This window comes from Collinsella aerofaciens (genome assembly GCF_028207065.1).
GTDB classification, from domain to species: domain Bacteria; phylum Actinomycetota; class Coriobacteriia; order Coriobacteriales; family Coriobacteriaceae; genus Collinsella; species Collinsella aerofaciens_AR.
Window position 1 is genome coordinate 39,897 of record NZ_JAQLFP010000003.1, and the last position, 13,746, is coordinate 53,642.

A 13,746-nucleotide genomic window follows, 5' to 3' on the forward strand; every position below is an offset into this window, starting at 1 on the left:
CGCCCGGTGGATCATCTCACCGGGCGTTTCCATACCGTTCACGGCGCAAACGCAACCGTTCAACCGCGTTGCGGCAATCAGTTTGAAATTATCTTGATGACGAGAAAAGCTGCTGGTAATCTATAGAACGTCATAGAACGTTTGCCTTGTGCAGACGTTGAAGCGAGATGCGATGCAGTCTCGAGTTCTTTGGAGGTATCTATGTCAGATACGAAGGCGAAGAAGACAAACAGACGTTTTAAGTTCAAATTACCGCATGTCTATACGATCATGTTCTTGCTGATCGTTGTCTTTGCGGTCCTGACTTGGATCGTTCCCTCTGGTCAGTATCAGCGCAAGACGATTTCGACAGCGGCGGGCGAGCGTGAAGTCGCCGTTGCTGGAACCTATGAACAGGTCGATAAGAACTACACCGATTCCGAGACCGGCGAGACCATCAATCTGGGTCAGGATATCTTCGCGGTCCTGCAAGCGCCCACTAAGGGCATCCAAGAGGCTGCCGACGTCGTTGCGTTCGTCTTATTGATTGGCGGATCGTTCGCAATCATCACCAAGACCAACGCTTTGAATGCCGGCATGAGCCGTGTGATTAAAAAGCTCAAGAACAAGGACATCCTCATCATTCCCATCACGATGACGTTGCTGTCCATTTGCGGCACTACGTTTGGTATGTCTGAGGAAGCCCTGCCGTTCTATGCCATCTTCATTCCCATCATGATGGGTATCGGTTATGACTCGATGACGGCATTCATCATCTGCTTCCTTGGTCCTAACCTGGGATATTGTGCTTCGACCATCGACCCGTTTAACGTCTTGATCGCACAGGGCATTATCGGCATCGAGGGCAATCCGCAACTGTGGCTGCGCGCCGTTTCTTGGGCCATCTTCACTGCCGTCGGTATCGCATGGGCCATGCGCTACGCCATGCGCGTCAAGAAAAACCCCGAGTCGTCCATTACGTACGAGGACGATAAGCTCAAGCGTATCGAGTTTTCCGTGACCGATGCCTCCATCGAGGAAGAGTTCACTATCCGTCAGAAGCTCGTGCTTATCGATTTTGCTTGCGGTATGGGCATTATCGTCTGGGGTCTTGTTACCCAGGGTTGGTACATGAATGAGATTTCCGCCGTGTTCCTTGGCATGGGCTTGCTTGCCGGTATCCTGGGCGGTCTTGACCAGCAGACGATTGCTGAGGAGTTCGTTAAAGGTCTCGCCGACTTTGCGTACGCCGCCATCGTTATTGGTATCGCTCGCGGTATTCTGGTCATCGCCGAGGGCGGCATGATCATCGACACCATTCTCCAGGCGCTCGCTACTGCGCTCGCCGGTGCACCCGCCGCCGTCTACACCACGTTTATGTATATCGTCCTTGGCCTGCTCTCTTTGCTGGTTCCCTCGAGTTCTGGCCTGGCGGCGCTCACCATGCCTGTTATGGGCCCCCTGACCGAGCTTATGGGCCTCAATCCCGAGGCAGCCGTTACCGCGCTCCAGTTTGCTAATCAGACCATCAACACCATCAGTCCCGTGGCGGGCATGACGGTCGCCGGCCTTGCCGTGGCAAAGATCTCGTTTGGCCAATGGTGGAAGACCATTTGGAAGTTCTTCATTTTCATGGTCGTCTTTGGCCTGATCGTAACGGCAATCTCTGGCATGCTTCCGGTGTAGGTGGTTGTGATGTCTGATCGTTTGACGGTCCTGACGTCTAAGAGCGTCTTTACCGGTACGGGGGACCTGCCGTTTGAAGGTTTCGTAGCGGTCCGTGGCAATCGAATTGAGGCTGTTGGCACCAAGTGTGAGGTAGCTTCGTATTTGACCCAAGCGGACGAGGTAGTTGACCTGGGCGACCGCACCGTCATGCCTGGCCTGATCGATGTGCATACCTTCTATACGGGCTGGGCGCTGCGGACGTTGGGGTCTGATCTGTCCGGCGTCGCCGATGCCAAAGAGGCCGTGTCGCTCTTGCGTGCATGGAAAGAAGATCATCCGGATTGCGCGGCGGCTTTTGGCCACAACCTACCCGAAACGCTGGCATCGGATGCCGAGAACGCAAATACGGCGGCTGTGTTTGACGATTGTTTTGGCGATATCCCTGTCGTCTGCTTTACACCGGGTGCGGAGACCTGCGTTCTCAATGCTGCCGCCAGTGCGCGATACGGCTTTACACCGCAGGCGTGCTATGCCGAGAAGATCTGGCGCATGATGAGCGATTTCCTCGCGCTGCCCGAGGTACGTGCGGGGTATTCGGACTACATGAGCATGCTTAACGAGCGCGGCGTTACCGCCATCAAGGAGATGGCGTTTGATGACTACTACGGCTTTGCCGACGAAATGGCTCGCCGTGAGGAATCTGGTGAGCTGACGGTTCGCGTCTCTATGATGTCGCAGCCGGTGGGCGCTGGTGCAAATCTGGCATATGCCCGCGAGGCACGAGAGCGCTTCCGGGGACCGTTCGTTCGTTTTTCTGGCTTCAACCGTATGACCGATCGCGGCGTATGGGCGGGGCTTGCCGAGATGATTGACCCCTATGAGGACACGGCCGATGCGGGAGCCGCCGGCAAGACGGTCGTCGAGGAGCCCGAGTGGGATCTGATTGAGAACGAGCTACGTGCAATTGATGCTGACGGCTTCCGATATTCCTTGCATTGCCAGGGAGATGGCGCCGTTCGTCGCACCGTGGCGCTCTATGCCTCGCTGCCTCGAGACGAACATGGACGGATGCTTCGCCGCCATGCGATTACCGATCTCGAGAACTCTGACCCGACCGATCTTATCGAGTTTGGCAAGTTAGGTGGAATTTGCGAGGTCTATCCGCAGATTCTGACGCTGGACCGGCGCGAGGATTGCCTATCGATGATGCGTCGACAAATTGGCGAGACGCGACTTTTACACAGCTGGAATCGCCGCGGCATGGAAGATTCCGGATGCACGGTGTGCTGTGGTACGGATTTGCCGCTGCTGATTCCGAGCCTGGGCGAGTCAATCTACAGCGCGTGCGGCGGATACTTCGACGATGGACTGCCCGTGAATGAGGCCAACGTGCTGACGCTTGTCGAGCTCTTGCGCGCTTGGACTGCCGGGGGCGCGTACGATCTGATGCGCGAAGACGAGCTGGGTACGCTTGAGGTTGGCAAGCTTGCCGATATCTGCGTGCTCGATCGGGATGTGTTCGACCTCGATTATCGCGACGCACGCGATCTTGCGGTTGATATGACGATGTCGGACGGACAAATCGTGTTCGATCGAAATAAGGAGGCATAAGGTGTCTGAATCCAAACCGACGCTGCGCCGCGAACAGATTGCGGGCATGAATATCCACTACATCATGTGGTCGCTCGATTACTTCCTTGACGCGCAGCAGCGTTTGGGCTTTGAGTCCATTGAGCTGTGGTGTGCGGAGCCGCATGTGACGCTCGACCACACGGGCTACTTTGAGGCTGAGGTCCTGGCGAAAAAGGCTGCAGACCGTGGGCTTAGGTATCGTACTCTGTGCCCCGAGAATGTTGTCTATCCTTGGCAATACTGCGCACGCAAGCCGCTGCATGAACAGCGCAGCCTGGCGTACTTTAAGCACGGCATTGAGCTTGCCGAGGTACTTGGGTGCGACCGTATGTCCGTCAACTCGGGCTGGGGCGACTGGGACGAGGATCGCGAGGAAGCCTGGAAGCGCAGCCGCGAGCACTTGTCCATTCTAGCGGAGTATGCCGGCGAGCACGGTCTGGTGCTTACGATGGAAAGCCTGCGTCCCGAGGAGAGCAACCTTGTGACGACGGTTTCCGATGCGAAGCGCATGATTGACGAGGTCGCGAGCCCGTACTTACAGCCCATGGTTGATACAACCGCGATGGGCGTTGCAGGCGAGACGCTCGAGGACTGGTTTGCCGCCTTTGGTGATGGGGCAATTCACGAGATGCACTTTATCGACGGTGACCCGTATGGCCATCTGGTGTGGGGCGATGGCAAGCACGATATGGACGCCTTCGTCGCCACGCTCAACGCCCATGGTTTTGACGGCATGCTGGGCCAGGAAATCACGGACGGTCGTTACTACGATGACCCGGCGGCGGCAGATGCCAAGAACATGGCCGCATTCGAGAAATATCTGATTGACTAAAACAACTATCGGCCACGCAGCCAATCTCATTGATTGCGGACCAAACAAGAAAGGAACTGGATATGAACGCACACGATCTGATCAAAGAGGCAATTGCCGAGAAGGGCAAGTTCGACAGCGTCTACTGGATTGCTTGCGGTGGCTCCATGATCGATTTGATCCCGGCTCATGAGCTTCTGCAGCGCGAGGCAACCACCTTCACTTCGTATATCTATACCGCGCGTGAATTCGACATTATGCGTCCGCGTCGTCTGGGCGAGAAGTCCCTGGTCATCGCTTGTAGCCACAGTGGCAACACCCCCGAGGTCGTCGAGGGCTGCGAGATTGCCCTTGCTGCCGGCGCTACGGTGATCGCCCAGACCGACAACGCTGGATCTAAGATCGACTCCGGCAAGTGGACCACGTGGGTCTACCCGTGGGGCGAGGGTGTGCCGCAGGCCGAGGTCCCCGCTGGTATTTCGCTGTCGCTTGCGGCAGAGCTGCTCGATCAGCAGGAGGGCTACGCCGATCTTGCCGATATGTATGCCGGTATCGCCGAGATGGATAAGATTCTTCCCCCGGCACGCGAGAAGGTAAATGCCGAGCTGGGCGATCGCTTTGCCAAGCTTTGCCAGGAGCACGAGTTCTTCTATATTCTGGGCAGCGGTCCCAACTTTAGCCAGACCTACGGTTTCGCTATCTGCTCTCTTATGGAGATGCAGTGGCAGCACTGCAGCTACATCCACTCTGCCGAGTACTTCCATGGCCCCTTCGAGGCTACTCAGGATGGCGTTTTTTACTTCCTGCAGATGGGCTCCAGCGAGTGCCGTGCTATGGACGAGCGCGCCCTGGCGTTCCTTAAGACGCATACCGATACGCTGATGGTGCTCGATGCCAAGGAGTACGGTATGGAAGCCGTGCCGGCGAGCGTCCGTGCCTATCTGGACCCGGTGCTGTTCTATGCCATGAACTGCGAGCTGCGTGCTGCACGCGGCAAGGTGTTTGATCACGATCCCGATTTCCGTCGCTATATGGGTGTTGTCGAGTACTAGAAGGGACAAAGGCCATGGCATTTAACGTTAACGCGCTCGGATTTGGCGACAACGTCGTCGATCGCTACGAGCATATCCATACCATGTATCCTGGCGGCAATGCGGTGAACTTCGCCGTTTATGCCAAGAAATGCGGTGCCGCACGCTCCGCATACATGGGCATTTTTGGCAATGACGCCGCTGCCGAGCATGTCATTGCAAGCCTCGAGGATGAGGGTATCGAGCTTGACAAGTGCGAGCAGATGATTGGCGAGAACGGAGCGGCTCGCGTCACCGTCGTTGACGGTGACCGTGTCTTCCTTGGCTCCAACGAGGGCGGTATCCGTGGCGATGCGCGCTATGTCCTCGATCGCTTTGACCTTTCGTACATGAAGCAGTTCGATGTGGTTCATTCGGGCAACTATTGCTTTACCGAGCGCGAGCTGCCCAAGCTGAAGGCTGCGGGCGTCACGGTCTCTTTTGACTTTTCGGACGACTCCACCGACGAGTACTACGAGCAGATTGCGCCCTACGTCGATTTCGCTTTCTTTAGTGCGGCGGATGCCGCGAGTGAGGACGAGATTCGCGAGCGTCTGGCATGGGTGAAGGGCTTGGGTCCGCGTTTTGTGTCGGCTACGGCGGGCGCCGAGGGCTGCATTGCTTACGACGGCGAGCGTTATTACCGCCAGCTGGCTAAACCGGTAACGGACATGAAGGACACCATGGGGGCGGGCGACTCGTTCCTCACCTCGTTTTTGATGTGCTATCTCGATTCCGCCAAGCGTGGTGAAGATGGCGCCGAGGCCATCGAGCGTGCGCTCGACTTTGCTGCCGGGTTTGCCTCGACCGTGTGCGGCATGGAAGGTTCTTGGGGCCACGGAGCACCAATCGTCGAATAGCTTAAGAAAGCGTACGGCGGTCTGGCTATGAGGCTTTGGACGGCCGATGCAAAACAATAAGCGAAACGCGAAAAGGGGGCTCGCCATGTGGTGGGTCCCCTTTTGAACATTGGAGAAGACCATGGGTATTAAAGCGTGCGCGGCTGGTTTTTGCTGTGCGGACGTCTATCAAAACATCGGCGTGTTCTATCCGACTGGTAATGGCATTGACTGGGGTATCCATCTTGCACGAATGGGAGTTTCGGTATCCGCCGTGTCGGTTGTCGGCAAGGACGAGTACGGAGACAAGATGAGAGAGGCGCTGGCCGCTGAGGGGTTCGATATCTCACATCTGCGGGTGGAGGATGGCGACACCTCGGTGATGCTCATGGCATTGAAAGACGGCGTCGATCGCGTGCATCTCGAGGCAATCGATGGTGTTATGGAGACATATCGACCGAATGAAGATGACCGGGCGTTTATCCTAGAGCATGACATCATTCATACCGACCTGTTTGGCAATTGTTTGGACCTCCTGCCCGAATGGCATGATGCGGGCAAGACGGTGGTTATGGACTTCTCGGTGTTCAGCCAGGATCCCGAATATGCCTGCGAGGCTCATTTTCCTTACGTAGACTATGCGTTTATGTCGTTTGAAGAGGACACTCCGGAGCTGCGTGATTGGGTACGTCACGTACAGAAGTTGGGGCCGCGGGTGGCAGTTGCCACGCTTGGCGAGAAGGGAAGCATTGCCTTTGACGGCGAACGCTTCTATGAGTGCGGGATCGTACCGGCGGAGAAGGTCGTTAACACCGTGGGCGCCGGTGACTCGTATATCGCCGGGTTTACCAAGGGCGTGATTGATGGCCTTGATATTCCGGCGTGTATGAAGGCGGGCGCCGAGCTTTCGTCCCGCGTCATCGGCTCTTTTGAGCCGTACTAGGGTCAAATGCTTGGAAAGGAGTGCGAAATGGTTATCGACATGTTGGTCCAGCCCATGCTCTACGGCGAGATCTATACGCCGGGTGATGAGCCTGATGGATTCGGTTTTTGGTCACGAGAATTTGGTATGGGGCATATGGGCCCCATGGATTGGGATGAGCTTCAAGTCGAGATGGACGTCTGCGATGTGCAGAAGAGCGTGCTCATGCCGCTCGATGTAACCACGGCATGCGGAGGGCATTTTGGCACCAATGACCAGATTGCCATGCTGGTTGCCGCGCATCCCGATCGTCTGTGGGGATTTGCGAGCGTAGATCCGCAGGTGAGCGGTGCCGCAGACGAATTGGGGCGCGCCTTTACCGAGTTGGGGGCAAAGGGGCTTTGCCTGCATCCGGCAAAGCAGGGTTTTGCTCCCGATGATGCCGTGGCCGAGCCGCTTTACGAGCTGTGCGAGCGCTATAACAAGCCGGTGGTTTTCCATGCCGGTATGTCTTGGGAGCCGGGCGCAGAGCTCTCGCGCAGTAATCCGCTTGTATTTGAGCACACAATCGCAACGCATCCAAATGTGCGTTTTAGTTTGACCCACTTTGGCTGGCCCTGGGTGCGCGAGACCGTGGCGATGCTGCTCAAGTATCCCAACTGCTACACGGACACCTCTATCACTTACATCGATTCGCCCGAGGAGATGATGCAGCGTCTTTTCACGGTCGATATGGGGCCGCTGTGGTATGAGCGCGCGCTATCGCATCAAGTGATGTTCGCCAGCAATACGCCGCGCTTCCGTGCGTTCAAACTCAAACGGGCGCTCGATACCGTGTCCATGCGCGATGATGCGCGAGAAAGGCTCTACTGGGGTAATGCCCTGCGTTTTCTTGAAGGGGATGAGTGAACATGGTGGCGCTCGAGACATTGAGCTATCTATCGACTGCTCCGGACCAGTTCATCGATATTACCGAAGACGTGCACGCTGCCATTGAACGCAGCTCGGTGACGAATGGCTTGGCAGCGATTATTTTGTCGCATACGACCTGTGGAATCGTGGTAAACGAGGGGCTGCCCTGCGTGGAGACGGATCTACTGGAGACGCTTGATCGCATCGCCCCGCTAGATGCCCCCTATGCGCATGCACACTTCCTGCCGAGCTATGGAGCCACCGGCAACAACTCCTGTGGGCATATCAAGAGCATGATTTGTGGAAACAGCTGCTTCTTTCCCGTCCAAGATGGCCACATCGTGTGTGGAGGTGCCCAGAACATCTATCTTGCGGAGTTTGACGGTCCGCAGAAGCGAAAAGTGTACGTCGAGGTGCTGGGGGAGTAACGTCCCCGCGATAACCCTATGAAGGAGCACGTCATGTCGTTTCTAACTTCGATGTTCAAGACCGAAAAGCCGGTTATCGGAATGCTGCACCTGCGTCCTCTGCCGGGCGATCCACTGTATTACCCGGGCGGAAGCGTGTCGCAGGTCGTGGAAGCCGCCAAGCGCGATCTCGAAGCGTTGCAACGGGGCGGTGTCGATGGCATTTTGATTACCAATGAGCTCTCGATGCCCTATGAGCAGCACGTTTCTCCCTCAACCCTTGCATCGATGGGCTATGTAATCGGGGCTCTGTCCCATGATTTGTCGACCCCTTGGGGAGCTGAAGCTATTTACGATGGTGATGCCACAATCGAGCTGTGCGCTGCCGTCGATGCGCAGTTCACGCGCTGCAATTTTTGCGGTGTCTGGGCCGGTGATCTCGGGCTGATTAACCGAGATTTCGCTCACACCATGCGTCGCAAGACGGCGCTGCGCCTGGACGACCTCAAGCTTTTTCACTTCATCACGAGCGAGGGGGAGGTTTATCTCAACGACCGCACGACTGCGGACATTGCCGATTCACTTCTCTTTAATTGCCTTCCAGATGCGATGGTCATCGGCGGTTCGGCTGCCGGTCGTGGTGCTTCGGGCGAGCTTGCCGATGAGGTCCGCGAGCGTGTTGGCGAAGTGCCTGTGGTATGTGGCACCGGTTGTCGCGAAAATACCGTGGCTGACGTATTTGCTCACTACGATGGCGCGTTTGTCGGCACCTGCTTAAAGCGCGACGGAAAGCTGGATGCCCCGGTTGATGTTGAGCGGGTAGTTCGTTTTATGGCTGCCGCTCGTACGGCGCGAGGGGAGTAGGCACCTATGGCGTTCTATCTGGGTATTGATATTGGGACAAGCGCCTCTAAAGGCGTTTTAATCGATGATCGATGCAACATCGTTTGCCAGGCCTCTTGTGGACACGAGACGGACAACCCGCGTGATGGATGGTACCAGCATGATGCGGAGGCAGTTTGGTGGGGAGATTTTTGCCGCTTGTCGCGCGAGCTGGTGGTGCGATCGGGGGTTAATGCGGCGCAGATTGGATGCGTGGGCCTTTCCGCATTGGGTTGCGACTGCGTACCGGTCGATACCGAGTGCAACGCGCTGGCGCCCGCGATCTTATATGGAGTCGATGCACGTTCGAAGCCGCAGATTGACGAGCTTCTTTCCGAATATGGGCCAGATCGCGCACGCGAGCTTTTCGGGCACGATCCCTGTTCGTCAGATATTGCTCCAAAGATCTTGTGGTTTAAGGAGAATATGCCCGAGGTGCACGAACGTGCCGCGAAGTTCCTGACGGCGTCATCGTTTCTGTGCGCGAAGTTGACGGGGCGTTTTACGGTGGACCGTTATTTGGCGGAGGATTTTCTTCCCCTATACGATCGCTACACTTGGAAGGTTGATGCTCGGGAATGTGATCGTTTCTGCCGGCCTGACCAGATGGCGGAGGTAATGTCGGCTACCGATATTGCCGGGGTGGTTACGCAGCGTGCGGCTGAGGCGACGGGGCTCGTGGCAGGGACACCTGTCTTGGTGGGAACGGGCGACTCTGGTGCCGAGGCCATTTCGACGGGTGTATTCCGTCCCGGCGATATGATGGTTCAGTTGGGGAGCACGGCGTATTTCATCTACTTAGCTGATCATATGGTCGATGATGCTCGCCTGTGGCCAGGGACGTTTATCATTCCCGGAACTTACGGGATCTGCGCGGGGACCAATACAGCGGGTGCACTCACATCGTGGCTGCGCCAAGAGCTGTATCGCGACGCCGTAGAGGCCGAGGGCCACGGTGGCCCCGATGCATATTCGGTTATGGCGCATGATGCCGCCGATGTGGCGCCGGGTGCCGATGGGCTCCTGTGTCTGCCGTACTTTGCGGGGGAGCGTACTCCGCTCAACGATTCCGAGGCGCGTGGCGTCTTCTTTGGCCTGACCGGAAGGCATACGCGAGCCCATATGGTTCGCGCCGCCTTGGAAGGCGTCGCGTATACCGTTGCATCCCATGTCGACATTATCGAGCGAGAGCATGGACTGCCAATTGGGCGCATTATGCTTGTCGGAGGTGGAACCAAGAATCCAATTTGGATGCAAGCTATCGCCGACGTATGCGGGCGCGAGGTCTCGGTTGCCAAGGTTACGGTGGGCGCATGCTTCGGTGATGCCATTATGGCAGCTCTCGCAGGTGGCGCCTATGCATCATGGGATGAACTCGCCCGAGTCCTTGGCGTTGCGCAAACAATCGTGCCCGATATGACTGCCCACGAGCTATATGCGTCGCGCCGTCATATCTTTGACGAATTGTATACACGCAACCGTGATCTCATGCACGAATTGGTGTAATGCCGCCGAACTGTACCGCCTTCCAATAGGGACTGCGTTGTGCGATTCGCATGTCCCTTGGCATTTTTGCCCACAGGGGTTAGCGAAGGTCAAAAACAGAGCGCGCATTTGCTAAAACTGCCGATTCGATGCGCTTTATGTCACATTTTTTGAGCGAGGCGATGCGTTCTGAGGTCCTTGTGAGCGATCTGATGAGCGATTGCGCGCTTGTTTCTGTGTTTGGCTCGGCCGGCGCATCGGTCTCGAGCAGTAGACGGTCGAGTGGAATCTGTCGTGCGTATTCGCGTCCTCGTTTAGATGCGAGCATCCGCTCGTTCACGGAAAAATAGCAGCCTGCGTTTCGCGCGCGGACGAACTCGTTCGAGGTACCGCTAAACCAGTGGAAGATGATGGCGGGGGAGTCGGGGCTTGGGGCGAGCAATTCATGTGACCCGAGGACGTCCAGCACGGTTCCTGTCGAACGAACGACGTGAATTGATATCACGCGCCCGGCAAGAGGGTGCTGCACGAGTGTATCGCAGAGCCGGTCAAATGCCTGTACTTGTAGCGGCTCGCTTCCGGCAAAACGAGCGGAAAAGTCGAGCCCGACCTCGCCGATCAAGCGTTCTTGTGCAGCGACTTCGCAAAGCAGATTGATTTCAGCGTTGCCACATCGTCCGTCGGCGAGCCACCAGGGATGGAGGCCGATGCCGGCAAAGATATTTGAACGGCCGCAGGCGCGCTTCTTGGCGCGTGCAAAGTCGTGCGGATCGACGCCGCAGTCAAATAGAATCAGGCCCAGCGCCGTTGCCTCATCGGCAACGGCGTCCGGGTGAGCCATTAAATCAAGATGGCAGTGTGCATCAAATAACCGGGGCTCCATCTCGGCGCGCTCCGCTAGTCTAGGCGCTGGCCATCGGAGCGTACGCGTTCGGTGCCGCGCCCACTGATCTGGCGGATAACCTCGCCGGCAATCATCTGACCCATGATGGGCGGCATAAAACTGGCAGTTCCCAGCTCGGTGCGCTCGTGGATGTTGGAAGGGTCGCGGGGCTGTGTCTTAACCGATTCCTCGCAGCTAAACAGTACATGTAGGCTCTTGATTCCGCGCTTCTTACATTCTTTGCGCATAATGCGGCTCATGGGGTCACGTACCGTATCGAAGATGTTGGCAAAGCGCAGGCACTCGGGATGGAGCTTGTTGGCCCCGCCCATGGAACTAACCAAACGAATGCCGTGGTCCTGAGCATATTTGGCAATGGTGAGCTTGGCCGAGATGGTGTCGATGGCGTCGACGACGTAGTCGAGCTTGCCGCCCGTCTGCTCCAAAACGCTCGCGAAGAAATCATCGATGTTGTCGCTCAGCAGGTATTCGGTACGTTTGATAACGGTGGCGGCAGGATTGATATCGTGGATCATGGCTTCCATAACATCGACCTTGCGCTTGCCGATGGTGCTGTGAAAGGCGATGGCCTGGCGATTGATATTGCTGGGCGCGATGATGTCCTTGTCCAGAATTACAAAATGACCAATGCCGCCGCGGGCGAGTGCCTCGCAGCAGTTGGAGCCCACACCTCCGCAGCCGAGTACCAGCACCGTGGCATCGGCGAGCTTGTCGAGTGCCTCGCGGCCCATGATGATCTCGAGCTTGGCATCGCGCGTCTCGTTGGGAGTTGCGGCTGTGGTTTCGGTCATAGACATCCTCCGATGGGGAAGCGAATCGTGTTTTAGCTATCGCCATTATAGGTATTATCGCGATTCCATTTGAGCCCTAGGGGCTTGTTGAAATGAGGCAGTGATTCGCATAAGATGAAGCAGATGGCACCCGTTGCAGCGGGTTGGCCAACTCCCAAACACGTTTGTAGCGTGAGAAGTGGCCGTCTTCGCATTACGCGGGGGCGGCTATTTCATTCGACCTCCAATGTGGATGCCGAGCTCCACAGCCGCGATTACAAGCAACAACAACGTCAGGACATCGTTAATACTCATAGTCCATCTCCTTCTTGGGAAGAGGGAGCTGGCCCATCTGCTTCTGGACCCATTGTATCTAAAAACGAACGAATGTTCTATACATAACATTGCTATTAGATAATTAGACAAACATCTAAATATCGAGTATAGTGTGCACGTCGCGAGAGATAGCGAGAGGAGGTTCTATGCCGGGAGAGGGTTTTAAGGCGCTGGCCGATCCTACGCGGCGGCGCATTTTGGAACTGCTGCGCGAGGGCAATTGCACGGCGGGGGAGCTTGCCAAGCATTTCGATATCAGTAAGCCGTCGCTGAGCCATCACTTGGCGACGCTTAAAAACGCCGGGTTGGTGACCGACGAGCGCCATGGCCAAAACATCGTATACAGCTTAAACACCACCGTCATGCAGGATTTAATTGGCTGGTTTATGGGTATTACAAACAATGAAGGTGATAAGGATGAATAACGAAAACAAGGGCATTCACCCCACAGGGGTATCGTCGCGCGTGTGGATTGCGCTGGTCGCTCTGTGCGTCGCCAATGTCGTAGCGCACCTCATGGTGATGCCGAGCCTGCCTGCGCAGATTCCCACGCACTGGGGCGCGAACGGCGCTGTCGACGGTTGGGGTCCTAGCTGGATGGCCTCCGCGCTCGGCGTGCTGCCTCTGGCGCTTCTCGCAATGTTCTGCGTGGTGCCGCGCATCGATCCCAAAGGTGAGGCATATCGAACCTCGGGTAAGTTCTATCAGGGCTTCGTAATTGCCTTCACCTTGTTCATGTGCGCCATAAGCTGGCTGGGAGAGCTTACGGTCTGGGGCGTGGTGCCGGCGGCCGGTTCGGTCAACGTGCTGATTTCCGGTGCTGCCGGTTTGCTGTTCATTGGTGTGGGTAACTACTTGCCGCGTGTGAAGCAGAACTATACGCTCGGTATCAAGACGCCCTGGGCGCTTGCCGATCCCGAGAACTGGCGCCGTACGCAGCGTTTTGGCGGTGCCTGCTTTATGGTGCTGGGTATTGGCCTGATTGTGATGGGCGTGGCGGGTAGCGTGCTTTCGAGTGAAGTCGTCGCCGCGGTGATTGCGGTGCTGGCGTTTGGTTCAGCTGGCGCTGCCTACGTCTATTCGTATCTGCTGTGGCGCAAATCGCAGCGAGCCGTTCGCTAAGGTTGCG

General features: G+C 56.7%; 14 protein-coding genes. 12 read left to right on the plus strand and 2 right to left on the minus strand.

What is annotated here, in order from left to right; genetic code table 11:
• Positions 1-201: 201 nt before the first annotated feature.
• The 10 genes from PMX72_RS01815 (at position 202) to PMX72_RS01860 (ending at position 10,628) form a co-directional block, all read left to right on the plus strand.
• Entirely contained in the window at positions 202-1,665 is a 1,464-nt protein-coding gene (locus tag PMX72_RS01815; protein WP_271729363.1) for a YfcC family protein, read from the plus strand.
• A 9-nt stretch (positions 1,666-1,674) separates the two neighbouring features.
• Positions 1,675-3,258: an amidohydrolase gene (locus PMX72_RS01820; protein ID WP_195535835.1), complete on the plus strand. Its 1,584-nt coding sequence runs from the start codon at positions 1,675-1,677 to the stop codon at positions 3,256-3,258.
• Between the two features lies 1 nt (position 3,259).
• Entirely contained in the window at positions 3,260-4,111 is an 852-nt protein-coding gene (locus tag PMX72_RS01825; protein ID WP_195535836.1) for a sugar phosphate isomerase/epimerase family protein, read from the plus strand.
• Between the two features lie 62 nt (positions 4,112-4,173).
• A complete protein-coding gene (locus PMX72_RS01830; protein WP_022094440.1) occupies positions 4,174-5,142 on the plus strand; it encodes an SIS domain-containing protein in 969 nt (322 codons plus the stop codon).
• A 14-nt stretch (positions 5,143-5,156) separates the two neighbouring features.
• The gene (locus tag PMX72_RS01835; protein ID WP_035138847.1) at positions 5,157-6,020 is read left to right on the plus strand and encodes a PfkB family carbohydrate kinase; all 864 of its coding nucleotides are present in this window, start codon (positions 5,157-5,159) and stop codon (positions 6,018-6,020) included.
• A gap of 121 nt (positions 6,021-6,141) precedes the next feature.
• A complete protein-coding gene (gene frlD / locus PMX72_RS01840; protein WP_195535837.1) occupies positions 6,142-6,942 on the plus strand; it encodes a fructoselysine 6-kinase in 801 nt (266 codons plus the stop codon).
• A 27-nt stretch (positions 6,943-6,969) separates the two neighbouring features.
• The gene (locus tag PMX72_RS01845; protein WP_233539055.1) at positions 6,970-7,830 is read left to right on the plus strand and encodes an amidohydrolase family protein; all 861 of its coding nucleotides are present in this window, start codon (positions 6,970-6,972) and stop codon (positions 7,828-7,830) included.
• A gap of 2 nt (positions 7,831-7,832) precedes the next feature.
• Complete coding sequence (locus tag PMX72_RS01850) at positions 7,833-8,261, plus strand: secondary thiamine-phosphate synthase enzyme YjbQ (RefSeq protein ID WP_271729367.1); 429 nt, start codon at positions 7,833-7,835, stop codon at positions 8,259-8,261.
• Positions 8,262-8,294: 33 nt separating this feature from the next.
• Entirely contained in the window at positions 8,295-9,104 is an 810-nt protein-coding gene (locus tag PMX72_RS01855) for a BtpA/SgcQ family protein (protein WP_229071733.1), read from the plus strand.
• A gap of 6 nt (positions 9,105-9,110) precedes the next feature.
• Entirely contained in the window at positions 9,111-10,628 is a 1,518-nt protein-coding gene (locus PMX72_RS01860; RefSeq protein WP_271729362.1) for an FGGY-family carbohydrate kinase, read from the plus strand.
• 79 nt (positions 10,629-10,707) lie between these two features.
• Here PMX72_RS01860 and PMX72_RS01865 read toward each other — a convergent pair whose 3' ends face one another.
• Together PMX72_RS01865 and PMX72_RS01870 are read right to left on the minus strand one after the other, a co-directional pair.
• Positions 10,708-11,490, minus strand: coding sequence for a TatD family hydrolase (locus PMX72_RS01865; protein ID WP_271729361.1), 783 nt, complete (start codon positions 11,488-11,490; stop codon positions 10,708-10,710).
• A 14-nt stretch (positions 11,491-11,504) separates the two neighbouring features.
• A complete protein-coding gene (locus PMX72_RS01870) occupies positions 11,505-12,302 on the minus strand; it encodes a tRNA threonylcarbamoyladenosine dehydratase (RefSeq protein WP_271729360.1) in 798 nt (265 codons plus the stop codon).
• Between the two features lie 461 nt (positions 12,303-12,763).
• Between PMX72_RS01870 and PMX72_RS01875 the strand changes: the two genes are divergently transcribed.
• A complete protein-coding gene (locus PMX72_RS01875; protein WP_271729359.1) occupies positions 12,764-13,042 on the plus strand; it encodes an autorepressor SdpR family transcription factor in 279 nt (92 codons plus the stop codon).
• Complete coding sequence (locus tag PMX72_RS01880; protein WP_271729358.1) at positions 13,035-13,739, plus strand: SdpI family protein; 705 nt, start codon at positions 13,035-13,037, stop codon at positions 13,737-13,739. The genes PMX72_RS01875 and PMX72_RS01880 overlap by 8 nt, the downstream gene beginning before the upstream one ends.
• Positions 13,740-13,746: the final 7 nt, after the last annotated feature.

What these genes read in the sequence shown, in the direction of transcription:
- PMX72_RS01815 (WP_271729363.1), top strand. Translation starts at nt 202, where the DNA reads ATGTCAGATACGAAGGCGAAGAAGACAAACAGACGTTTTAAGTTCAAA.
- PMX72_RS01820 (WP_195535835.1), top strand. Translation starts at nt 1,675, where the DNA reads ATGTCTGATCGTTTGACGGTCCTGACGTCTAAGAGCGTCTTTACCGGT.
- PMX72_RS01830 (WP_022094440.1), top strand. Translation starts at nt 4,174, where the DNA reads ATGAACGCACACGATCTGATCAAAGAGGCAATTGCCGAGAAGGGCAAG.
- PMX72_RS01835 (WP_035138847.1), top strand. Translation starts at nt 5,157, where the DNA reads ATGGCATTTAACGTTAACGCGCTCGGATTTGGCGACAACGTCGTCGAT.
- frlD (WP_195535837.1), top strand. Translation starts at nt 6,142, where the DNA reads ATGGGTATTAAAGCGTGCGCGGCTGGTTTTTGCTGTGCGGACGTCTAT.
- PMX72_RS01845 (WP_233539055.1), top strand. Translation starts at nt 6,970, where the DNA reads ATGGTTATCGACATGTTGGTCCAGCCCATGCTCTACGGCGAGATCTAT.
- PMX72_RS01850 (WP_271729367.1), top strand. Translation starts at nt 7,833, where the DNA reads ATGGTGGCGCTCGAGACATTGAGCTATCTATCGACTGCTCCGGACCAG.
- PMX72_RS01855 (WP_229071733.1), top strand. Translation starts at nt 8,295, where the DNA reads ATGTCGTTTCTAACTTCGATGTTCAAGACCGAAAAGCCGGTTATCGGA.
- PMX72_RS01860 (WP_271729362.1), top strand. Translation starts at nt 9,111, where the DNA reads ATGGCGTTCTATCTGGGTATTGATATTGGGACAAGCGCCTCTAAAGGC.
- PMX72_RS01865 (WP_271729361.1), bottom strand. Translation starts at nt 11,490, where the DNA reads ATGGAGCCCCGGTTATTTGATGCACACTGCCATCTTGATTTAATGGCT.
- PMX72_RS01870 (WP_271729360.1), bottom strand. Translation starts at nt 12,302, where the DNA reads ATGACCGAAACCACAGCCGCAACTCCCAACGAGACGCGCGATGCCAAG.
- PMX72_RS01875 (WP_271729359.1), top strand. Translation starts at nt 12,764, where the DNA reads ATGCCGGGAGAGGGTTTTAAGGCGCTGGCCGATCCTACGCGGCGGCGC.
- PMX72_RS01880 (WP_271729358.1), top strand. Translation starts at nt 13,035, where the DNA reads ATGAATAACGAAAACAAGGGCATTCACCCCACAGGGGTATCGTCGCGC.